At 34.4% G+C, this 22354-nt stretch carries 20 protein-coding genes; 14 read left to right on the top strand and 6 right to left on the bottom strand.

Features of this window, described 5'->3' with window-relative positions:
- Positions 1–21 precede the first annotated feature (21 nt).
- Positions 22–885, bottom strand: a complete 864-nt coding sequence (locus P0Y62_17800; protein ID WEK69657.1) for a hypothetical protein — start codon at positions 883–885, stop codon at positions 22–24.
- Between the two features lie 219 nt (positions 886–1104).
- On the opposite strand from P0Y62_17800, the gene P0Y62_17795 reads away from it, so the two are divergent.
- The 14 genes from P0Y62_17795 (at position 1105) to P0Y62_17730 (ending at position 15196) form a co-directional block, all read left to right on the top strand.
- Positions 1105–2769 (top strand): GLPGLI family protein, encoded by a 1665-nt coding sequence (locus P0Y62_17795; GenBank protein ID WEK69656.1) that lies wholly within the window; start codon positions 1105–1107, stop codon positions 2767–2769.
- A gap of 313 nt (positions 2770–3082) precedes the next feature.
- Positions 3083–4756, top strand: a complete 1674-nt coding sequence (gene asnB / locus P0Y62_17790) for an asparagine synthase B (GenBank protein WEK69655.1) — start codon at positions 3083–3085, stop codon at positions 4754–4756.
- Between the two features lie 212 nt (positions 4757–4968).
- Entirely contained in the window at positions 4969–5781 is an 813-nt protein-coding gene (locus P0Y62_17785; protein WEK69654.1) for a hypothetical protein, read from the top strand.
- A gap of 160 nt (positions 5782–5941) precedes the next feature.
- Complete coding sequence (locus P0Y62_17780; GenBank protein ID WEK69653.1) at positions 5942–7345, top strand: MFS transporter; 1404 nt, start codon at positions 5942–5944, stop codon at positions 7343–7345.
- Positions 7346–7422: 77 nt separating this feature from the next.
- Complete coding sequence (locus P0Y62_17775; protein ID WEK69652.1) at positions 7423–8298, top strand: pirin family protein; 876 nt, start codon at positions 7423–7425, stop codon at positions 8296–8298.
- A gap of 274 nt (positions 8299–8572) precedes the next feature.
- Positions 8573–9475, top strand: a complete 903-nt coding sequence (locus P0Y62_17770; protein ID WEK69651.1) for a pirin family protein — start codon at positions 8573–8575, stop codon at positions 9473–9475.
- A gap of 13 nt (positions 9476–9488) precedes the next feature.
- On the top strand, positions 9489–10028 hold the full coding sequence (locus P0Y62_17765) for an NAD(P)H-dependent oxidoreductase (protein WEK71824.1): 540 nt from the start codon (positions 9489–9491) through the stop codon (positions 10026–10028).
- Entirely contained in the window at positions 10021–10599 is a 579-nt protein-coding gene (locus tag P0Y62_17760; GenBank protein ID WEK69650.1) for a TMEM175 family protein, read from the top strand. The genes P0Y62_17765 and P0Y62_17760 overlap by 8 nt, the downstream gene beginning before the upstream one ends.
- A gap of 1 nt (position 10600) precedes the next feature.
- The gene (locus tag P0Y62_17755) at positions 10601–10819 is read left to right on the top strand and encodes a (4Fe-4S)-binding protein (GenBank protein ID WEK69649.1); all 219 of its coding nucleotides are present in this window, start codon (positions 10601–10603) and stop codon (positions 10817–10819) included.
- Complete coding sequence (locus P0Y62_17750; protein ID WEK69648.1) at positions 10819–11217, top strand: OsmC family protein; 399 nt, start codon at positions 10819–10821, stop codon at positions 11215–11217. The genes P0Y62_17755 and P0Y62_17750 overlap by 1 nt, the downstream gene beginning before the upstream one ends.
- 1 nt (position 11218) lies before the next feature.
- Positions 11219–11521, top strand: coding sequence for a GNAT family N-acetyltransferase (locus P0Y62_17745; GenBank protein WEK69647.1), 303 nt, complete (start codon positions 11219–11221; stop codon positions 11519–11521).
- A gap of 107 nt (positions 11522–11628) precedes the next feature.
- Positions 11629–13191: a sodium:solute symporter gene (locus P0Y62_17740; protein WEK69646.1), complete on the top strand. Its 1563-nt coding sequence runs from the start codon at positions 11629–11631 to the stop codon at positions 13189–13191.
- Positions 13192–13301: 110 nt separating this feature from the next.
- Positions 13302–14153, top strand: a complete 852-nt coding sequence (locus P0Y62_17735; protein WEK69645.1) for a transketolase — start codon at positions 13302–13304, stop codon at positions 14151–14153.
- Positions 14154–14248: 95 nt separating this feature from the next.
- Positions 14249–15196 (top strand): transketolase family protein, encoded by a 948-nt coding sequence (locus tag P0Y62_17730; GenBank protein WEK69644.1) that lies wholly within the window; start codon positions 14249–14251, stop codon positions 15194–15196.
- 124 nt (positions 15197–15320) lie between these two features.
- Here P0Y62_17730 and P0Y62_17725 read toward each other — a convergent pair whose 3' ends face one another.
- The 5 genes from P0Y62_17725 to P0Y62_17705 all read right to left on the bottom strand — a co-directional run bounded on the left by P0Y62_17725 (position 15321) and on the right by P0Y62_17705 (position 22350).
- The gene (locus P0Y62_17725) at positions 15321–15734 is read right to left on the bottom strand and encodes a nuclear transport factor 2 family protein (protein ID WEK69643.1); all 414 of its coding nucleotides are present in this window, start codon (positions 15732–15734) and stop codon (positions 15321–15323) included.
- Positions 15735–15736: 2 nt separating this feature from the next.
- On the bottom strand, positions 15737–16264 hold the full coding sequence (locus P0Y62_17720) for a TetR/AcrR family transcriptional regulator (GenBank protein ID WEK69642.1): 528 nt from the start codon (positions 16262–16264) through the stop codon (positions 15737–15739).
- A 247-nt stretch (positions 16265–16511) separates the two neighbouring features.
- Complete coding sequence (locus P0Y62_17715) at positions 16512–16889, bottom strand: hypothetical protein (GenBank protein ID WEK69641.1); 378 nt, start codon at positions 16887–16889, stop codon at positions 16512–16514.
- Between the two features lie 68 nt (positions 16890–16957).
- Positions 16958–17428: an AsnC family transcriptional regulator gene (locus tag P0Y62_17710; protein ID WEK69640.1), complete on the bottom strand. Its 471-nt coding sequence runs from the start codon at positions 17426–17428 to the stop codon at positions 16958–16960.
- Between the two features lie 134 nt (positions 17429–17562).
- Positions 17563–22350 carry a translocation/assembly module TamB domain-containing protein gene (locus P0Y62_17705; GenBank protein ID WEK69639.1) on the bottom strand — a complete coding sequence of 1596 codons (4788 nt, stop codon included), beginning with the start codon at positions 22348–22350 and terminating at the stop codon, positions 17563–17565.
- Positions 22351–22354: the final 4 nt, after the last annotated feature.

The following is a 22354-nucleotide window of genomic DNA, read 5'->3' as shown; positions in this document are numbered from 1 at the left end:
TACCGAAATACAATATATAAACTACTCTATTTTTTGGAGTAGTTTTTTCTTTTTATGATAAACATAAAAGAAATCATCTTTATATGGAATCAGTAAAACAACATTATTTGTAATGATGTCATTTCCCAACCTAAAAGGATAAAGATCATTCACAGTATCATTAATATGTTGTAAAAATGTATTTTCATCTCTCCCATCAAAATATATAAAATTAGCCGGATCAGGAAAAATGACAAAGAAATTGTGCCACATGGATTCAATATAATATTTAAAATCTCTTAATACATATTTTTCGCTTTTAACGTCTATATAATTTCCATTACTCGGTGGAATCTCATTAAATCCAAATATAAATTCATCATTTTTCCATGAAATTCTGGTCTGAATAAAACCGTTATTTACCAATTCAATTTCATCATCAATTATTTCATTAATTAAATTTGATTTTTTTTGTATAATATTTTGAATAAAAACTTCAGAATTAGCAAGAACGGTAATTTTATCCCCTTCGTAACTATAAGTATAATCCATAGGAATTAAAGACTTATTGATCTTTTTCCTATTGAGAATAGAATATTCCACCAATTTTAAAATATCAACCACATTAATATTTTCATCTACAATTCTCACTGCCGCTCCCTTCCCATTACTTTTCATAACTACTTCATCTTTCAACCCTAAAATTTTGTAATTGGAATTATCATTTTCTAAAACAAACAATCTATTTTTATAAAAATCTCTTTCATATTCGATCATCAGAGTATCTTTAAAATTCAATCTCTTTGCAATAGTTTCAGATAACTTTCCAATAATATGAATCTTCATTTCCTGAGATTCTATTATCTGATTACCAAAGTTAAATCCCGATCTAAAAAGGGTTTTCACCTTTCCAAAATTTTCGGTTTTAGATTTTGGCTTATGAGCAGTCAGAATTTCCGTAAATAACAGAAATATAAAAAGAACAAAAAATCGCTTCAAGGTTATTATTTTTTATTTGAACGTAACATTTATAAAATTATTTCATACTAATAGTCTTAATAAAATTCACAAAGAATAATCTTCATATCAATTAAAAATTATCTTTGTGAAAATCAATTTTCAATTATGTCTCAAAAAATTTTATTAAGTTTTTTTTCCTTTTTATGCTGCCTTACTTTTGCACAGACTTATGAAGTACAATACATAAGCTCCTACAACGGAAAAATATTAACGGAGCAGTCCCCAACATTGGTTTGGGCCAACGAAAAGGAAAATTTCATCTTAAATAATAAAATCCGTGAACAAAAAGCGAATTATCCGTTTGAGATTACCAAGATTGAAAAACCTTCAAATACGATTGTTTCCTATGCATTTTTAAAACCCAATGAAACCATTTCAGCCTCCGATGCAGAATCTATAGGAAAACAGACTTTTGAATTTACCAATGAAACAAAGAAAATTTTAGGCTATACTTGTAAAAAAGCAGTTACAAAAATCAATTCCAACACCATTGAAGTCTGGTATACCAATGATTTAAAAATTCAGGGAGGCCCTTCAACAATCGGACAAAATCTTGGCTTTGTTCTAGAAATTGAAAGAAACAAAAATTCTGTCATCACAGCCAGTTTTATTAAGAAAGTTAAAAAAAACGACATTGATCATATTCTGAAAGGTACTATTTCCTCAACAGATCAACTGGGATATAAAGACCTTCTCTGGAAAAGCAGATTTACCACATTGAAGATTTTTGATAATGAGACCATCAATTTTTCTGATGCTTCAAAATCTGACGAAAATGTAAAACGATTTGCCAACGGAACCATTATTCTTAGAAAAGTTAAGTTTCCAAAAATTACTGACGGAGAAAATATTTTCGTTGAATTAAAACAGCAGTCAAACGGTGATGCCTACGACAGAACAGGAACTGTATTTTTTATACCTCAGGATAAATCCCAATCTTTCTTTGACGGATTAGATAAAGGAGTAAAAACTCTTCCTATTTATGACAACGGCAATGGGAAACAATATTTCGGGGTCGTTGCTACTGAAAATTATAACCCCGCTGTTGAAATGATGAGATTTTTTACAGCTTTCGGAATCAATAAGTTCAATCATATCCAACTAAAAGATAAAAACTGGCAGACTATCAGTCCTTATCGTCAAGACATTACAGATCTAAAGCCTTCTTTATCTGAAAAAGAGCTATGGATTGGTACATTTATTGGAAACTACGACAAAGGCGGTCATAAAGTGAGTTTGGAAATCACCATTCATAAAAGTGACCAGACGGTTTATAAAAACAATACTGTAATCCCTTTATTTAATACTTTAAATATTATGGAAATGGCAGGCCAGGATTATTCCACCATGTTTAACCAGGATAAAGGATTATTTGTAGAATTTACTTTGAAAAAAGATTTGAAAAATGCTCAGTTAAAATATATTACTACAGGTCACGGTGGTTGGGAAAACGGTGATGAATTCATCCCTAAAATCAATTCTATTTTCTTTGACAGTAAAATGACCTATTCTTTTATACCGTGGAGGTCAGATTGTGGCTCTTACCGACTTTACAATCCGGCATCAGGAAATTTCGCAGACGGTCTTTCCTCTTCGGATTTAAGCAGATCAAACTGGTGTCCGGGAACGGTTACCAATCCTAATTTTATACCACTTGGAGATTTAAAGGCTGGAAAACATACCATTCAGGTGAAAATTCCACAAGGTCCAACAGAAGGAACAAGCTTCAGCTCATGGAATGTTTCGGGAGTGCTGTTAGGAAATGAATAAAAAAAACCTTCTTGCAGGAATCCCTGCAAGAAGGTAAAAACACAAATGATGAAAAAAAATTATTTCGAAGAACAAATAAACAACAAAAAAAAATTAAATTAATTATCATAGATTAATTTTTTTTTAGTTTTTATTTCGTAAATAATGACAATGATCAATTAAAATTTTCCTCCAAAATAAAACAAAATTTAATTTATATAGTAAATTTTAAACTTAAACCATCAAATAAAAACATATAATTAACAAACTAAACATTTTTATTTGCTATTTTTAAACGCACCCTCTACATTTGTTATATATAAAAAAATAAAAAATGTGTGGAATTGTATGCTTGTTTGATGCCAAACAAAAAACCGAAATCTTAAGACCTCAGGTTCTGGAAATGTCTAAAAAAATCCGCCACAGAGGTCCTGACTGGAGCGGCGTATTTCAAAACGATAAAATAATTTTCTCTCACGAAAGATTAGCGATTGTAGATCCCACTTCCGGGAAACAGCCTTTATTTACTAAAGACGGAAACGTTGTTTTGGCCGTAAATGGAGAAATTTATAATCATCAGGAACTAAAAAAGGAATTTCCTGATTATGAATTTCAAACCCAGTCAGACTGCGAGGTTGTATTAGCTTTGTATAGAAAATACGGAAAAGATTTCCTTGAAAAGCTCAACGGAATTTTTGCTTTCTCTTTATACGATATTGAAAACGATATTTATCTTATTGCCAGAGATCATATGGGAATATGTCCTTTGTATCACGGCTGGGATAAAAACGGAAATTATTATGCCGCTTCAGAATTAAAAGCATTGGAAGGTGTCTGTAAAACCATAGAGACTTTCCTTCCCGGGCATTTTGTATACAGCAAAGACGGAAGCGATCTTCAGCAATGGTACAAACGGGATTGGGAAAGTTATGATGCTGTAAAAGACAACGAAACTGATATTTCAAAATTAAGAAAAGGACTTGAAGATGCAGTTCACAGACAATTAATGAGCGATGTTCCTTATGGAGTTTTACTTTCAGGAGGATTAGATTCTTCTGTTATTTCAGCAATTACTGCAAAATTTGCCCGACAAAGGGTTGAAAGTGGAGATACACAGGAAGCATGGTATCCCAGATTACACAGTTTCGCAGTAGGTTTAGTTGGATCTCCGGATTTAGCAGCTGCCAAAAAAGCTGCGGAACATATTGGTTCTGTTCATCATGAGGTTAACTTTACCATTCAGGAAGGTTTAGATGCTGTACGTGATGTAATTTATCATCTGGAAACTTATGATGTCACCACCATTAGAGCTTCTACACCTATGTATCTTCTGGCAAGGGTTATTAAATCTATGGGAATCAAAATGGTGCTTTCCGGAGAAGGTTCTGACGAGCTATTTGGAGGATATTTATATTTCCATAAAGCTCCGAATGCAAAAGAATTCCATGATGAGACAGTAAGAAAGCTCGGAAAACTTCACCTTTATGATTGTTTAAGAGCTAATAAAGCTTTAATGAGCTGGGGAATTGAAGGACGCGTTCCTTTTCTGGACAAAGAGTTTATTGATATTGCCATGACCATCAATCCTAAGGATAAAATGATTGATACCGCTCAAGGTAAGATTGAAAAATGGGTACTAAGAAAAGCATTTGAAGATATTCTTCCGGAATCTATTGTATGGAGACAAAAGGAACAGTTTTCTGACGGTGTCGGTTATTCATGGATTGACACCTTAAAAGCAATCGCTGAAAAAGAAGTCACTGATGAAATGATGATCAATGCAAAATTCAGATTTCCTTTAAATACTCCTCAGAATAAAGAAGAATACCGTTACAGAACAATTTTTGAAGAGCATTTCCCAAGTGAAACAGCCGCTGCAACAGTTCCATCAGTTCCATCAGTAGCCTGCTCCACTCCTATCGCATTAGAGTGGGATGAAGCTTTCAAGAAAATGAACGATCCTAGCGGAAGAGCTGTAAAAGTGCATGAAACTTCCTATGACAAATAATATAATAGTTATAAAGTATTAAGGATGAGTTAAATTAACCTAATTTTTAACTTATAAAATCCTGCTTTAGCATAAAAATTTATCAATCCTGTAGCAATACAGGATTTTCTTTTGAATTTACGTTAATAATATTGTCAGATTTTAACCGTTAATCAAAAATAATATCTAATAAATAATTATATTTGGAAATCGAAAAATTCAATTATAAGAAAATGAAAAGAAACATTACTATCTTTTTTGCTTTATTATCCATGAGTTTTGCTTTTGGACAAGGTAAATTTGCCAAATATTTAAACTCAAAGAAACTAGCCTTAGCGTACAAAACCGTAAAGGATAACGAAAAAGATGATTATTATCAACAATATTACTGGTTGGCAAAAGCTGAACAACTTAAAACATATCCGCATCTTAAAGATGTAAAGCCTGTAGTTTTATATGAATTTGTAAAAAAGGTAAATCCTCAAAACCCAACTAAGAAATTGGACGCAAGAGGAAAAGAATTGAGAGCTACAGCAGAATTATCTCTTAATCAATACTTCAAAAACAAAAATGTTGAGAACAATTCTGTATTGATGTACAATCTTGAGACTTATGTAGATCCTTCTCAAGGGGAATACTTTACAAAAGTTGATCCTGAAAAAATAAAAGAATTGGTTCCGAAAGAACTGTTTGCTTTTAATTCATTAAACAAAAAGACAAAAGAGGAAAAAACATACTACCTTTGGATCGATAAGAAAAAAGACGACTTCAATATCGTAGATATCATTCCTGACGAAAAAGAAGATAAAGCATTCTATACAAGACTAAGACAATATCTTCCAAATTATAAATTTTCAAAATATGTTCCGACTGTAAAAAAAGGAACAAAAACAGACAAGACAGATACAGATTATTACTACATCATGCCGTTTGAACAAAACACCGATAATATCGAGTATAAAACAAAAGATTTCAAAACTTACATTTTGAGCCAGTACAGAAAAGCCGGTGATGAATGGAAAGGAGTAGAAAAACCTAGAAAATAAATCAAAAAGTCTTGTGAAATTTCACAAGACTTTTTTAATTTTATATAGATTTCTTTATCTAAGTAACTGATCATATCCCATACCGTATTTATCAGTATAGTGATTTTCGCAGTAAAAATGGCGGAAACCCACAATTAAAGGGAAATCTAAATCTTAAAAAATGTCAGAAGTAATTTCACAACCCAATTCAATTAAAAAAATTCTACCCCTGATTCTTGCTACCGCAATTTTCATGCAGATGCTCGACTCAACCATTTTAAATACGTCTTTACCTTCGATTGCCAAAGATCTGCATGAATCTCCTCTCAATATGCAGAATGCCATCATCAGTTATGTTTTAACACTGGCGGTTTTTATGCCTGCAAGCGGATTTTTAGCAGACAGATTCGGAACCAAAAAAGTTTTTATTTTTTCTTTAGTACTTTTCAGCTTAGGGTCATTATTTTGTGCCTTTTCGCAAAACCTTACCCATCTTGTTATTTCAAGAGTCATTCAGGGTGTCGGAGGAAGCCTTATGACTCCGGTGGGAAAATTGGCACTCATTAAAACTTTTGATAAAAATGAATTACTAAAAGCCATGAATTTTGCTATTATTCCGGCACTTATCGGACCTGTTTTAGGGCCGTTGGTGGGAGGATACATGGTAGATTACCTTTCATGGCACTGGATTTTTTTAATCAATATTCCTATTGGAGTTCTAGGAATTATTTTAGGACTTAAATTCATGCCTAATTATACTTCCAAAGATGTGGATTTTGATTTAAAAGGTTTTTTAATTTTTGCAGCCGCTTCTCTCCTTCTTTCCATCTCTCTGGAGCTTTTTGGTGATATGCAAAACACAACGCCGGTTTTAATTATTTTTATTTTGGGATTTCTGTGTATGTACTATTATTACAGACATGCAAAAAGAGATGACAGTCCTATTTTCCCGTTAAATTTATTCCAGGTGAGAACTTTCCGTGTAGGAATCATTGGAAATCTGGCAACAAGACTAGGAATTAGCTCGATTCCTTTACTATTGCCTTTAATGATACAGATTGCCTACAAACAATCGGCAGTAACTTCCGGATGGATCATTGCTCCAATGGCTATCACTGCTATATTCGGAAAATCATATGTTATTAAAATTTTAGATAAATTCGGATACAGACAGACCTTGATGACGAATACTTTTATCATCGGAACATTAATCTGTCTACTTGCCATTCCGGACATCAATACTTCCTTGTACTGGTTTATTCCGATCATTTCAGTATTAGGTTTTTTCAATTCTATTCAGTTCACTTCTATGAACACCATTTCTATTGCCGATTTAAGGAACTTCCAAACCAGCAGCGGAAATTCTTTATTATCTGTTAATCAACAGCTAGCTATCGGTTTTGGAATTGCTTTCGGATTAATTGTTCTAAAAATATTCGAAAACACAGACCTCATTAAAGGGGAAATCCACAATGCATTCCGGTATACTTTTCTTACTGTTGGAATTCTTACTATTATTTCGGGATTTATTTTCCGAAGACTCCACATTTCGGATGGAAAAAACATGAAACCCAAAGAGGATTAAAGCAGCAAACTACTTACCACAGATCAATGTTTCTGATTCTTAACTGTTCTACCTTTGTTATATAAAAATACAATAATATGGCAACTAAAAAGGTAGAAATGATAGCAGCTCCGAAGCCAGCCCATTTTGTGGGTGACGGTTTCAGAGTTCATAATTTCATTCCCGGAGTCAGCGGAATGGATATGAAAAGAATGGATCCTTTCATTATGCTTGATTACAATTCCAAATTTCATTTCAACGGAACTGAAAGACCAAGAGGTGTAGGAGTGCATCCTCACAGAGGTTTTGAAACTGTAACTATAGCATATCAGGGAAAAGTACAGCACCATGACAGCGCAGGAGGTGGAGGAATTATCGGCGAAGGAGATGTACAATGGATGACCGCTGCAAAAGGTGTTCTTCACAAAGAATATCATGAGACAGAATGGGCAAAAGAAGGAGGAATTTTCCAGATGGTTCAGCTTTGGGTTAATCTTCCGGCAACGGATAAAATGAGCGATCCAAAATATCAGTCCATTAAAAACTCTGATATGAAAAAAGTGGATCTGGGCGAAAACGGATTTGTAGAAATTATTGCCGGAACCTATCAGGATCAGCAAGGTCCTGCAACCACCTTCAGTCCGGTACATATGATGAATGCCAAACTGAAAAAAGGAGGAAAAGCAACCTTTGACTTTCCGGCAAATTTTAATACGGCAGCTTTAGTCATTGAAGGAAGTATTGTGATAAATAATGAAGATAAAGCAACCACAGATCATTTGGCTTTATTTAAAAATGAAGGCGAAAGTTTTACCATTGAAGCAGCCGAAGATGCTGTTGTTTTAATCATCAGCGGACAGCCGCTGAATGAGCCTATTTATCCTCATGGCCCTTTTGTCATGAATTCCAGAGAAGAAATCATACAGGCTTTTGAAGATTATAATTTAGGAAAATTCGGTTATTTAGCTGATTAACAAAATTAAGCTTCGCTTAAAACTGTGTATTTCTTTTTTTCTTAACTTTATATAACTGCATGGTAAGAAGATATACTCATCCTGAAAAGTGAAGATTTCATCTTGCTATGTTGGATTTCAATTTCAATCTTAATTTTAAAATTTTAATGATTAAGATTGAAATTAAATTTATTAGAACCAGATTCCCGAATAAGAAAAAGCTCTAAAGTACCATAAACGTTAGAAAAATAACATTACATTCGTTTAAACAAAATATAAAACCTCATTACACATCATGTCAAACATAGGACTTATCATTGAAGAAAAATCAGCCGATATAGGAAACTTTTTAGTGGGTAGACTTTTGCCTTTCCGTGAAAAAAGAGCAGTCGGACCTTTCGTTTTTATCGATCATATGGGACCGTCGGATCTGAAGGATTATCAGAATCTTGATGTTCCCCCGCATCCGCACATCGGATTATCCACATTAACCTACCTTCTTGAAGGCTCTATCTTTCACAGGGACAGTATTGGAAGTGCTTTAGAAATAAAACCGGGAGCTGTAAACTGGATGACTGCAGGAAAAGGCGTTGTTCATTCGGAAAGAACTCCTGAATATTTAAGACATTCTGATAAAAAACTTCATGGTTTCCAGATCTGGGTAGGATTACCTAAACATTTGGAGCACTCTGAACCCACTTTCCATCATATTGAAGCAGATGATATTCCGGTTTGGGAAGAAGAAGGAATTCACTATAAATTAATTGCAGGAGAAGCATTCGGAAGAACATCTCCGGTTCCCGTTCACAGCAAATTGTTCTTTATTGAAATTAAAACAAAAGAAGCTAGAAAAATAAGCATCGGGAAAGATCTTTACGGTGAAGCAGCCATGTACGTTTTAGACGGAACAGTAACTACGGATGGAAATTCTTATGGCTCAAAGCAGTTAATGATTGCCAAAGATACCAAATTGTGCGAATTTGAGATGAGCGAAAACGGAACCGTTTATCTTTTCGGAGGAGAGCCTTTTGAAGAAGAACGTTTTATATTCTGGAATTTTGTAAATTCAGACAAAGAAGTGATAGAGGAAGCAAAAGTAAACTGGCATGACCAGAACCACAATGCCTTTCCTTTAGTTCCAGGTGATGAAGAAGAATACGTTCCGCTTCCGAAAGCCATTTTAAATAGAAAACCGTAAGTAAATATAAATGATGAAAATATTAGCATTTGCAGGAAGTACATCTTCCACTTCTATCAACAGAGAACTGGTGAAATTCGTTTTAAAAGATTTTCAGCATGAGGAAATTAATTTAATTGATCTTAATGATTTCGATATGCCGGTTTTTTCTGTAGATCGTGAAAAGAAAGGTTTCCCTGATGAAGCGCACCACTTTTTAAAGGTTATTGAAGAATGTGATGTGATTATCTGCTCACTGGCAGAACACAACCGTTCTTACAGCGCGGCGTTTAAAAACATTTTCGACTGGGCATCTAGAATCAATGTGAAAGTTTTTCAGAATAAGCCCATGTTTTTAATGTCAACTTCTCCGGGAGGTTATGGTGGCGGAAATGTGATGAATACAGCGAAAACGTTCTTCCCTAATTTTGGGGCAGATATTAAAGATACTTTTTCACTTTCTAAATTTTATGAAAATTTTGATTTGGAAAGCGGAGTCATTAATCCTGAAATGCTGAAAGAACTTAAAGATAAGATCGAAAACTTTAAAAATCAGATCAAAACCTATGACTAAAGGTAGATTAGAAGCATTTAGTGATGGTGTTTTAGCCATTATCATCACCATTATGGTTCTTGAGCTGAAAGTGCCTGAAGGAAGTGAATGGCTAAGCCTTAAACCTCTTATCCCGAAGTTTTTGGCGTATATTTTAAGTTTTATTTATGTCGGGATTTATTGGAACAATCATCATCATTTGTTCCAGACCGTAAAAAAAGTAAACGGAAGTATTCTTTGGGCAAATCTTCATCTGTTGTTCTGGCTTTCATTAATGCCGCTTGCAACGGAATGGATAGGAGAAACACATTTTGCAAAAAATCCTGTTGCAGCCTATGGAATCGGGCTCATTATGGCTGCTGTAGCTTATACAATATTAGAAAATTTAATCATAAAAGCTGATGGTAATCAATCTACATTAAAGGAAGCGATCCAGTCTAAATTTAAAGAATATATTTCAATCGTCTTTTACATTTTAGGACTCGCGACTTCATTTTTTTATCCTTATATTGCTCTAGGATTTTATTATCTGGTTGCTTTAATATGGCTGATTCCCGACAGAAGAATAGAAAAATCATTAAAAGAAAATTGATATGGAAAAACACGAATATATCAATGGCGACCTCACTGTTATCTGGCAGCCTCAGAAATGCATTCACTCCGCCGTGTGCGTGAAAATGCTTCCCAAAGTGTACAATCCCAAGGAAAGACCTTGGATAAAAGCAGAAAACGCTTCGGTCCAGGAGCTTAAAGATCAAATCGATCACTGTCCATCCGGAGCATTAAGTTATCAACTCAATAAAGAAAAATAATGGCAGTCACTGTAAAAGCAAGTTTAGGAAAAGAAAAATATTATACAGAAGTTGTCGCTGGTGAAAATACTTTAATCACTGATGAACCGGTGGATAAAGGTGGACAAAATAAAGGTTTCAATCCATTTGAAATATTAGCAACTTCTCTGGCAAGCTGTACAGCAGCTACTCTGAGAATGTATATAGAAAGAAAAGAGTGGGATGTCGAAAAAATAAATGTAGAAGTAGAACTGGAAAATTTTCCTTTAACCAAAAGAGCTGTTTTCAAAAGAGCGATTACTTTTGAAGGCACAGATCTTGATGAGGAGCAATTAAAAAGACTGCATACTATTGCAGACGCTTGTCCTGTCCATAAAATATTAACAAACGAAATAGAAATACTAACCAAATTCTCTTAATATGATTGAAGTAAAGCAAAACAACGACGAAAAACACGGAAATTTTGAAGCATTCATAGACGGAAACCACGCAGGACTGATGACCTACACCTGGGCCGGAGAAGAAAGATTTATCATAGATCATACTGAAGTAGAAGAAGCATACAACGGAAAAGGCGTTGGTAAAGAAATGCTTCTGGCAGCAGTAGATTTTGCAAGAAAAAATAAGAAAACCATTATTCCGCTTTGTCCTTTTGCAAAAGCCAGTTTCCAAAAACACGAGGAGCTTCAGGACGTTTTAGTGAATCAGACCCAGGCGCAGTAATTTTTTTATTTGTTACGATACAGAACCTTCCAGAGTAAAATCAGGAAGGTTTTTTGTTTTTTAACAGAACAGAAAAAAACTATATTTGCTGAAATTAAAATGTAAGTATGAATTCAGGAACTATCCTTTTACTATTTGTTTTTATATACTTCATGGGTCTTTTGGTGATTTCTTATTTTACAAGCCGAAACTCCGATAATCAATCATTTTTCATTGGAAATAAAAAAAGCAAATGGTGGCTGGTTGCCTTCGGAATGATCGGAACAAGTTTGAGCGGAGTAACTTTTATTTCCGTACCGGGAACTGTCGGAAAAATGACCGGAAGTGAATATATCTACGGTGGTTTTGAATACTATATGATGGTAATCGGATTTTTCATCGGGTATTTCATTGTAGCCGCAATACTGCTTCCATTGTATTATAAAATGAATCTTACTTCAATTTACACGTATTTAGGAAAAAGATTCAATGTTGAAGCTCATAAGATCGGGTCTATCTTTTTTATCATATCAAGAGCCATTGGAGCGACGGCAAGATTGTATTTGGTGGTGAATGTTTTGCAGATTTTCTTACTGGAAGGATTGGGAGTTCCGTTTTGGTTAACAGCTCTGGTTCTTTTATTGATGGTTCTTTTATATACTTTTGAAGGAGGTGTAAAGACAATTGTAATTACAGATACGTTACAAACTTCTTTTATGATTATAAGTCTGGTTGCCTGTATCGTTTACATCTTATCCCATTTAAATTTATCTTTCGGCGAAGCGTACACTATTTTAGAGCAGAAAAACTATACACATTTTATTAATTTCGATCCGAATTCAAAAACATTTTTCCTGAAAACAATCTTAGGGGGAATCTTCATTACGATCGCCATGACAGGACTGGATCAGGAAATGATGCAGAAAAATATCTCTGTCGACAATCTTAAAAATTCTAAGAAAAACATGTTGACATTTGCAGGAACTTTACTTATTGTAAATCTTGCTTTCCTGTTTTTAGGTGGTCTCCTTTATCTTTTCGCCATACAGAACGGTGCTGAATACGGACAAATTGCAGGAGATCCAATTACCAATATTTTCGGGTTTAAGGATTCCGCGGGTGAGATCAAAAACATCATGGGAGACGATCTTTTCCCTGCTCTATCACTTCAGGGACATTTCCCGATGATTATTTCAGTAATTTTCATTATTGGATTGATTTCAGCATTATTCCCTTCCGCAGATGGTGCTTTAACAGCCGTTACAAGTTCATATTGTGTTGATCTTTTAAACCTTAATGAAGATAAAAACAAGACTGAAAAAGAGAAAAAAAAGCTTCGTATGAAAGTGCATTTAACTTTCACAATTGTTTTCTTTATTTTAATTATGATTTTCAAAGCATTAAATGATAAGTCAATTGTTTATCTGATCATGGAAATTGCCGGATATACATACGGACCGCTTTTAGGCCTTTTTGCCTTTGGTATTTTCACCAAGTTTCAGATTTCAAAAAAATATTCGATTCTTGCCGTCACTATTTTGGCTCCGCTTGTTACCTATCTGATCAATTATTTAATAACCACGTACACAGATTACAGAATAGGTGTTGAACTTATTGTTCTTAACGGGCTCCTTACTTTTATCGGATTGTGGCTGGTAAGACATAAATCTTATTTGAAAATCGTTGATTAAATTATTAAGCTTTAAATAAATAAAACTAAATCCGGATGCAAAATCCGGATTTTTACATTTCCATAAGCCACTAAAATATTGTAAATTCGCATGCATATAAATTCTAAATAATGAGTAAAAGTATCGAAGAGCTAAAATCTCTTACTACGCAAATCAGAAGAGACATTTTAAGAATGGTTCATGCTGTAAATTCTGGTCACCCAGGTGGAAGTTTAGGTTGTACTGAATTCTTCACAGCCCTTTACGGAAAGATAATGAACTACAAACTTCCTTTCACGATGGAAGGTAAAAATGAAGATCATTTCTACCTTTCAAACGGACACATTTCTCCGGTATTCTATTCTACTCTAGCTAGATTTGGCTTTTTCCCGGTAGAAGAACTTAGTACTTTCAGAAAATTAAATTCAAGATTGCAGGGTCACCCTACAACTCACGAAGGTCTTCCTGGTGTAAGAGTGGCTTCAGGTTCTCTTGGGCAAGGACTTTCTGTAGCTTTAGGAGCTGCTCAAGGTAAAAAATTAGACGGGGACAACTCTATCGTTTACTCTTTACACGGAGATGGAGAATTACAGGAAGGTCAGAACTGGGAAGCTATTATGTATGCTGCAGGAAAAAAAGTTGACAATATCATCTCTACAATCGACTATAATGGTCGTCAAATCGACGGTGATACAGATCAGGTACTGACTTTAGGAGATCTTCATGCAAAATTTGAAGCTTTTGGATGGACTGTTTTGGAAGAGAAAAACGGTAACGATCTTGAAGCTGTTATCGCGATTCTTGAAAAAGCAAAAACTGAAACAGGAAAAGAAAAACCAGTTGTCATTCTTCTTCATACAGAGATGGGTTACGGTGTAGATTACATGATGGGCTCTCATGCTTGGCATGGAAAAGCTCCTAACGATGAGCAATTGGCTACTGCAATGAAACAATTGTACTTAGAAGCTCCTGCGGATTATTAATTATAAATGATAAACCATTAACGATAAATGATGATTACAAATCTTTAAATCATTGCCCAACTATCATTTATCAATTATCAAAAACTTTAAGTAAAATGAAATTTACATATACAGAAAAAAAAGATACACGTTCAGGATTCGGTGCCGGATTGGCTGAACTTGCAGATAAAAACCCTAATGTTGTAGCCCTTTGCGCAGATCTTATCGGTTCTTTAAAAATGGAAAAATTCATTGAAAAAGCACCGGAAAGATTCTTCCAAGTGGGTATTGCAGAAGCAAACATGATCGGTCTTGCTGCAGGGCTTAGTATTACAGGAAAAATTCCTTTTACAGGAACTTTTGCCAACTTCTCCACTTCAAGAGTATACGACCAAATCCGTCAATCTGTTGCCTATTCAAATAAAAATGTAAAAATCTGTGCTTCTCACGCAGGTCTTACGTTGGGAGAAGATGGTGCCACTCACCAAGTTTTGGAAGACATCGGTATGATGAAAATGCTTCCTGGAATGACGGTAATCAATACTTGTGATTACAACCAGACCAAAGCTGCAACTTTGGCTATTGCTGATTTTGAAGGTCCTGTTTATCTTAGATTCGGAAGACCTGTAGTTCCTGTTTTTATTCCGGAAGATATGCCTTTCGAAATCGGAAAAGGAATTATGCTTCAGGAAGGAACTGATGTAACGATTGTTGCAACAGGCCATCTTGTTTGGGAATCTTTAATTGCTGCAGACGAACTTGAAAAAGAAGGTATCTCTTGTGAAGTGATCAACATCCACACCATTAAACCTTTGGATGAAGAAATCATCTTAAAATCTGTTGAAAAAACAGGTAAAATCGTAACGGCTGAAGAACACAATTATCTTGGTGGTTTAGGTGAATCTATTGCCGGAATGTTAGCTAGAAAAAGACCTACAAGACAGGAGTTTGTTGCAGTAAACGATACTTTCGGAGAGTCTGCTACACCTGCTGAACTGATGAAGAAATATAAAATTGATTCAACTGCTGTGAAAGAAGCGGTGAAAAGAATTTTAGATAAATAATTTCTTTTTGAAATATAAATGAAAAGCATCCGTTTGGATGCTTTTTTTGTTCTTAACTTGCTGAAACTCTTCAAGGGCACAGTTTCCTTTAATTTTAACTTTACGTCTTTGAAATCCAACAAAATTATTTAAACTTTCTGTCTTCTTCTTTTATCGCTAAATCATTAATACTTGCGAATCTTTTTCTCATTAAACCGTTTTCATCAAATTCCCAATTTTCGTTTCCGTAGGCTCTGAACCAGTTGCCTTCTTTGGTTTGATATTCATATTCGAAACGAACGGCGATACGGTTTTCTGTATGTGCCCAATATTCCTTTTTCAGCTTGTAATTCAGTTCGCGTTCCCATTTTGTAGAAAGAAATTTTACGATTTCATCTCTGCCGTTGACAAATTGATCTCTGTTTCTCCATTCGCTGTCTACAGTGTACGCTTTGGAAATTCTTTCAGGATCCTGACTGTTCCAGGCATCTTCTGCTAACTGAACTTTTTCCATTGCTGTTTCAAGGGTAAAAGGCGGAAGTGGATGTTTCTGTTCCATAATTAGTTAATTAAATTGGTGATTATTTTTTTTGATTTTTCTATTAATTTATTTGATCTGAACACCTGGCTTTCCACAATACTGCTTTCAAAAAGTAGATACACATGATCCGAAAGATCTTTGTCATCCATTAGTTCAGAAAAATAATTTTTTAAGTCTCTTTTATGACTCTGGATAACATTCAAAATTTTCACATTATCCAGAGGAATTTCAGATAAGATGTTCAGGAAGCTGCAGCCTCTGAAATCTTCTTTTTGATTCATATGTATTAAAAAATCGAAGGATGAAATAATTTTAGATTTTATATCCTTCTGGTTTGATGTAAAATGATATAATTCATTAAACCAATAATCATGTCTTACATTTAAAAATTCAACACATAAATCCTCCTTAGACTTAAAATACTGATAGAAGCTTGCTCTTGCCACATTTGCTTCAGAAATAATCTGATTGATTCCGGTGGAATTATATCCTTGTTTTGCAAAAAGTTCAAATGTTGTACTGATAATTCTTTCTTTTGGTGATGACATTCCCGATCTATTTAATGATACAAATCTACAATTTAATTTTCAAAACAGACAGATCATTCTGTCTATAATTATTTTAAAGAAATATCAATAATCATGTAAAATGCTCTTCTTCAATAGCAGGATTCTAAAATTAGCAGAATCTGCATAAATAATCTCGACTTTACGTATTGGTTAAAAAAAATAAGAACGGACTAAAAGCCCGTTCTTATTAATATTGTAATATTATAATCTTCCAATCTTTGATTGCTTATTTAAAAAACTTCCATTTCGGAATTATTGCTAACATTCCGAATCCTGTAAAGAGGAAAAGATTGGTAACATCTGTATAGAGGAAAGTAGAAAGATAATAATTATGCATAAAGAAGTGCAGAACAAGCAGTGCAGGAAAGGCAAAGATGCCTATTTTCCGGTAAAAAAACATTAAAATAAGGCTTACCGCCATCAAAGCGTCTATTGCAAAAATAGCATAAGAATACCAAGCCGGAATATTAAGGGTTTCATGCTGCAGATATTCATCAAGATCGATCCCGAATCCCATTATTGTAAACAGCAGCAAAGCAGCAAATGCTCCTATAAATCCCCACCCTTTCTTCGGATCTTCATCAAAATAGCTATATTCTTCCATAGGTACAAAAATAAAGAACTTATGAGAGATTTCATAAGTTCTTTTATATAATTCGTTTAAAATTTGAATTAGATAGATATCGCGTTGATCAATCTGTTTTTGTCACTTAGGTACTCTTCCATAGAAATCATACTTTCAGTTCTCATTACATCCTGAATATCATCTATTTGATAAATGATTCTTTTCGCATCTTCTGTATTTTTAGCTCTTACTTTACAGAAAATATTATATTTCCCTGAAATAACACTTGCTTCAATTACATTAGGAATACTTGTTAATTCTTTCAATACCTCTTGTGTACGGTTTGATTTTGTCAAAAGAATTCCGATGAAAGCAGTGAAGTGATAGTCTAACTTTCCGTAATCAATGTTAAGAGATGATCCCAAAATAATACCTGCATCTTCCATTTTTTTCACTCTTACGTGAATTGTTCCAGCAGAAACATCCATCTGTTTTGCAATCTCCGTAAAAGGCATTCTTGTATTTTCTACTAAGAAATCAAGAATTTTCTTGTCTATTTCGTCCAGTTGATAGTTCATATTAGTCTGATTGTATTTTTTTTAAAAAACAAATATATTTTTTGCAAATTTAGAAAAAATAATTTAGTAAAAAAAATTATCACAAACATTAACAATAATTAACACGGATGATAAAAATCATTAAAATATTCTAATTATTTAACCTCTGATTTTACAGAATCTGTTTTTATTTCACTTTCAACTTTCGGCTCTTTTTTATTCTTTTTCTTTTTAAATAGAGAATTAAAACTTTTACTCCAAACAACCCCTACTCCATATGATTGATTTGCTGAGCCATTTGCATTGAGTCCGGTTCCCATTCCTATAGCGTATGGTTTTGAATATCCTCTCAATATTAATGTTCCATCATTTTTCTTGGAAATGTCATATTCTATTGAACCTTCTCCTGATAAGAAATTGTTGGTATCCGTATTCTCTGTCTTAGAAAGTGGAATTCCAAGACCTGTTTTTACGTTTACTCTCGGTGAAAGTTCAAAGCTAACTCCCGCATTCGCTCTGTCCCCTGTATTGGAGTTTTGATCTCCTTTTACATAATTCAAATCAATCTGGAATTCATTACTCATCGTATTCAATGCAGAACCCAATTGTTTTAAGATCATATTATAGCCGGAACTTTCGGCAACTCCTGCAAAATCGACTCCTACTCCTCCAGTAGTCATATTAAAGCTATTCAGTAAGAGAACAGAACCAAACTGCAACACTTTTTCACCATCCTGGCTTAGCTTACTGTTTAAAGCTTCTTTTACCTGACTGGAAACATCCAGTGCTGTTAATCCCAATTCAACATCAGGATTTGTTAATGTTTCGGTAATCTTGGCCTGAAGAAGAATTTTAATCGGCTGAAGATTACTCATACTAAGATATTCTCCCGTATTGGAAACCATTCTCATATAATTTGCGGTAATATCCAAAGTAGGCTTCATCGCATCCCCATCCCAACGAATGCTGCTTCCTTTTTCTATCTGGAAGGTTTTATTAAGAATTGCTTTAGAGATAAAGGTTCCATTATCCACCATATAAGCACCACTCATAGAAATATTTCCCTGTCTGCTCATCTGGAATTTCAGGTTATTCGCAGTTCCTTTTACTGAAATATTTCCGACATCATCTCCTACCAATACGTTTACGGTAGTACCTTTATCAATATCAAGACTTAAATCGATATTCATATTCGGTCCGGTTTTCTTTTTTTCTTCCAGTACAATTTCACCCACTTTATTTTCCTTTAAAAACCTAAGCATTTTAAATTCTTCCACATTGCTTGTAGAAGCTGAGTTAAAGGTAAATGTACTTCCGTTCAGTGCTTTAAACGGAGTTCGCGGGCTGGTTTCAATATCTAATGCTGAAACAGGTCCGGAAATCGTGGCTTCCCCTTGTCCATATACCCTACCCCAAAACAGATCATTATCTTTTTGAGTAGAGTTCAGAACCAGAAGGTTATTGGCATTAAAGAACAAAGCGACCTGCATTGAAGATAAGGTTTCAAAACGGATATACCCGGAAACTGTTCCCTGAGAGCTTGCTCTTCCATCATGAACTTCAATATTATTAAGAATAGCTAAACCTTTAGATAAAGGAATTACCGTATCATCAAAAGAATAATCGACCCCTGTAAATAAGAGCTTCAATCCAAATCCTTTTAATGCAATATCTCCACTATAATCTAAATCGCTCAGCTTTCCGCTTATTTTAAGATCTCCAGTTGCTTTCCCCCGCAGGTTTCCAAAAATAGATTGTACAAACTGTTGGGTAAACGCAAGATCAAAATCCCTCATCTCTGCTGTAAGATCTATAACAGGAGATGAAGTATTGTTATTGACTGTTCCTGTGACATGCAGATTATTATTTCCCAATACTCCCGCAGAAGCTACTTTTATATCGACATCATAGACGTTTAAAGAAAAGCTGTTAGTTGCCGATATGGTAATATCTCCCATATCATTTCCATTCATCACAATATCATCTATTGTCATATCTACAAGAGGCTGCAGCGTATTCTTGTCCATCCGGATCTTAACAGTACCATTGGCAAGTCCCTTTATTCCCATAGGATTTCCTCCGGACTGCATATCCAGGAGTTTCTCAATAGAAAAATCTTTCACTTCCGCATCTACATAAAAATCTTTTGCGGACTTGAATGTTGACTCATTAATTTGCAATGAGCTTTTATCAGAGTAAATTCTCAAATTTCTTATTTCAAAATCCGATGTTTTTTTCCTGTATGTAATTGAATGATCCAAATTGGAATCCGTATCTATTCTCCAAGTGACATCATTGAACGCAATTTCAGTAGGCTCAAACCGGAACACAAAATCACCTGCGGCATTCGTAGACTGATTAAAATTGATCGCATAGCTTTTCAATTTATTTTCCGCATCATCTTCAGGACTTCCATGCTTGAAGTTGGTTGAGATTCTGAGCAAGGTATTGTTTTCGTTTTTACCGGTTAAAGTAATATCCCGAAGTATATTTTTATTGTATTCTATTTTATTGATTTTAGCATACAGCTGCTGATCAAGATTGGCCGTATTAATCCTCACCATGATGCTATCGACCATAGCACTGTCTTTCTTAATACTTCCCCTGTCATTAATTTTGTAAGAAGGATTGGATGCAGCCAAAGCTTTATCTGCTTCCGTTATTTCCTCTACTTTTGTCATTACATACTTCAGAGAAGCTGCATCAAGATTTAAGATTAAATTATTGGAATTTCCATCATATTCTCCCTCCACTTTAGCTCCCTGCGGTAATTTTAGATCCGGCATAAAATAGCTTACCAGGCCTTGCTCCACATCAAAATTCATAGCGAAATTCTGACCTCTGTATAGTTTTCTAGGTGGCGGACCTACCAATATTTTATCTAATCCATTTTCAACCATACCTGTAAGATCTGCCAGATTATATTTTCCAGAAATCTTACCATTTACAGCTCCCGGAGCATTCACATCGATTACCCTTCCGCCATTTTCCAAGAATGTTCTCAGCTTTGCATTAGGAATCTTATATCGCTGGCTTGCGGTTGCAAAATCTATATTATTAGCTTCTACATCAAGATTTAGGTCGTTTAAAGTAGACATTGCCATTTTTCCGGTAACCTGACCGTTTACAATTTGGTTTCCTGGCTTACCTGTGAAGTAATTCATGTTTAAATAACTCACATTCGCCTCTACATTAGCAAAAATTCTTGAGGTACTGAAATCTATTAAACCTTTTATGGTTGCTTTAGCCTGCTCATCATTAACTGTAATTAACCCGTTATATTTTTTATGATCCAGCAAACCATCCAGATACACATTGTTGATTTCTTTATTCATAATCTCAACACTTGAAATCTGAGATTTTGTACTCAACTTCATGGTATTGACATCAAAGCTCTGTCCATTGATGTTAAATTTACCTGATATCAAACCGACAGATTTGTTCTTGGTAATCACAGAAGTATTTAAGTCTTTTATCTCTGCATATCCTACATATTTAGGCAGTGATGTACTAAAATCCGTCAATGAAAAGTTTGAGATTTTCGCCTGTCCTATTCCGGTCATCAGATTTCCCGAAGATACATAGACCTGTTTTGGAGTTACTTTAGCCGCTCCATTATATTTCAGCCGTCCGAAATCATCTGCAAAATTTTTCATTTTTTTGGAAATGAAAGAAGGCATCATTTTTTTCAGTTCTATATAAGTAAAGTCGGTAGAAAGATCATTGGTTTCAATCTGGAAATTTCCTTTCAGGAGATGATGCGCTTTCAGTTTTTTGGTGGCAATATTTACCTGAGGATTCCTGATCAGAAAATTCTTTAAGGTAAACTCATTTAAAGGACCTTCCATATCACCGGAAAGATTGAAAGGAATGAAATTATCCCAATTTGTCACAAAATAACTGATATCATACCCGTTGAGCTGACTTCCCTGATTGATATTCATTTCCCATTTTACTTTGTTGGTAAAATCGGCCCACGAACCTTTATGTAAATTAAATTTAATATTTCCCTGTAATAAAGAATGATCTGTATTCAGAGTTAAATCTTTCAGCAACAGAAAATCTTCCGTCATAGAGAATTCCGTAGAAAAAGTTTCTACAAAATGGGATTTGCCCCATCTTTTGGTGGTGAATGTAAAATTGTTGATCTGTGCAGAAATATTGGCTCCGTTAACTCTTACTTTGGGAGCTTTCAGGTTAACATTGGTTGCAGTAAGCCATTTTCCGGCTTCACCGGGCGAATTCTGATTGATAATGGAAACTTTAGAATCTAAAATCTCCAGCCTTGAATTGAGTTGAAAAGGAGGTTTATTAGGATCTCTTTTTTTTCCGCTGTCAAATAACTTGGTAAATCGTATAAAATTTGAAATACTGTCTCCTTTATAAGTAATTACTTTTACATCAGCATTTTTAAGAATAAGACCGTTGAAACTTAGAGAATTGTGCTTTCCAATGTTTGTCGCCAATGAAAACCAGTCTGAATTGGCAATAAATTCCTTTGCTTTTATAAATTCAAAACCTTTGTAATCTTTTACCTTTAAACCTTTAATCGTAACATCTCCAAAAAAATCTACCTCAACACTTTCTGTAGACATATCTGCTTTGAAGTCTCTGTTCACGATCTGTAAAGCCTGATCTGCAGCCCATCTTTTAGTAACGGGAAGATTAATTGCAACAAAAGCAAGCACAACAACTCCGAGAACAAACCAAAACAAAATAAGCAGAAGTCTGGCCCACCATGAGTAGCTCACTACATCTTTTGCAGCCTGTTTCCCGATTTCCTGAGCGGCATCTAAAGGGTGCTTTATAGCGTCTGAGGCAAATTCAGAAGCTTCCTTTACGGTTTCCTGAACATTTTCCACAGTTTTCTGTACCTGATTACCTAAGTTTTCAGCTACTGATTTTTTGTTCTCATTGTCGTTATTATTCTCTAACTTTGCCATTATT

Origin of the sequence: Candidatus Chryseobacterium colombiense, from assembly GCA_029203185.1 — a bacterium.
GTDB classification, from domain to species: Bacteria; Bacteroidota; Bacteroidia; order Flavobacteriales; family Weeksellaceae; genus Chryseobacterium; species Chryseobacterium colombiense.
This window is presented reverse-complemented; position numbering and strand designations above follow the sequence as displayed.

Coding starts and splice junctions, on each gene's coding strand:
- P0Y62_17795 (WEK69656.1), top strand. CDS start 1,105: ATGTCTCAAAAAATTTTATTAAGTTTTTTTTCCTTTTTATGCTGCCTT.
- asnB (WEK69655.1), top strand. CDS start 3,083: ATGTGTGGAATTGTATGCTTGTTTGATGCCAAACAAAAAACCGAAATC.
- P0Y62_17785 (WEK69654.1), top strand. CDS start 4,969: ATGAAAAGAAACATTACTATCTTTTTTGCTTTATTATCCATGAGTTTT.
- P0Y62_17780 (WEK69653.1), top strand. CDS start 5,942: ATGTCAGAAGTAATTTCACAACCCAATTCAATTAAAAAAATTCTACCC.
- P0Y62_17775 (WEK69652.1), top strand. CDS start 7,423: ATGGCAACTAAAAAGGTAGAAATGATAGCAGCTCCGAAGCCAGCCCAT.
- P0Y62_17770 (WEK69651.1), top strand. CDS start 8,573: ATGTCAAACATAGGACTTATCATTGAAGAAAAATCAGCCGATATAGGA.
- P0Y62_17765 (WEK71824.1), top strand. CDS start 9,489: ATGAAAATATTAGCATTTGCAGGAAGTACATCTTCCACTTCTATCAAC.
- P0Y62_17760 (WEK69650.1), top strand. CDS start 10,021: ATGACTAAAGGTAGATTAGAAGCATTTAGTGATGGTGTTTTAGCCATT.
- P0Y62_17755 (WEK69649.1), top strand. CDS start 10,601: ATGGAAAAACACGAATATATCAATGGCGACCTCACTGTTATCTGGCAG.
- P0Y62_17750 (WEK69648.1), top strand. CDS start 10,819: ATGGCAGTCACTGTAAAAGCAAGTTTAGGAAAAGAAAAATATTATACA.
- P0Y62_17745 (WEK69647.1), top strand. CDS start 11,219: ATGATTGAAGTAAAGCAAAACAACGACGAAAAACACGGAAATTTTGAA.
- P0Y62_17740 (WEK69646.1), top strand. CDS start 11,629: ATGAATTCAGGAACTATCCTTTTACTATTTGTTTTTATATACTTCATG.
- P0Y62_17735 (WEK69645.1), top strand. CDS start 13,302: ATGAGTAAAAGTATCGAAGAGCTAAAATCTCTTACTACGCAAATCAGA.
- P0Y62_17730 (WEK69644.1), top strand. CDS start 14,249: ATGAAATTTACATATACAGAAAAAAAAGATACACGTTCAGGATTCGGT.
- P0Y62_17725 (WEK69643.1), bottom strand. CDS start 15,734: ATGGAACAGAAACATCCACTTCCGCCTTTTACCCTTGAAACAGCAATG.
- P0Y62_17720 (WEK69642.1), bottom strand. CDS start 16,264: ATGTCATCACCAAAAGAAAGAATTATCAGTACAACATTTGAACTTTTT.
- P0Y62_17715 (WEK69641.1), bottom strand. CDS start 16,889: ATGGAAGAATATAGCTATTTTGATGAAGATCCGAAGAAAGGGTGGGGA.
- P0Y62_17710 (WEK69640.1), bottom strand. CDS start 17,428: ATGAACTATCAACTGGACGAAATAGACAAGAAAATTCTTGATTTCTTA.
- P0Y62_17705 (WEK69639.1), bottom strand. CDS start 22,350: ATGGCAAAGTTAGAGAATAATAACGACAATGAGAACAAAAAATCAGTA.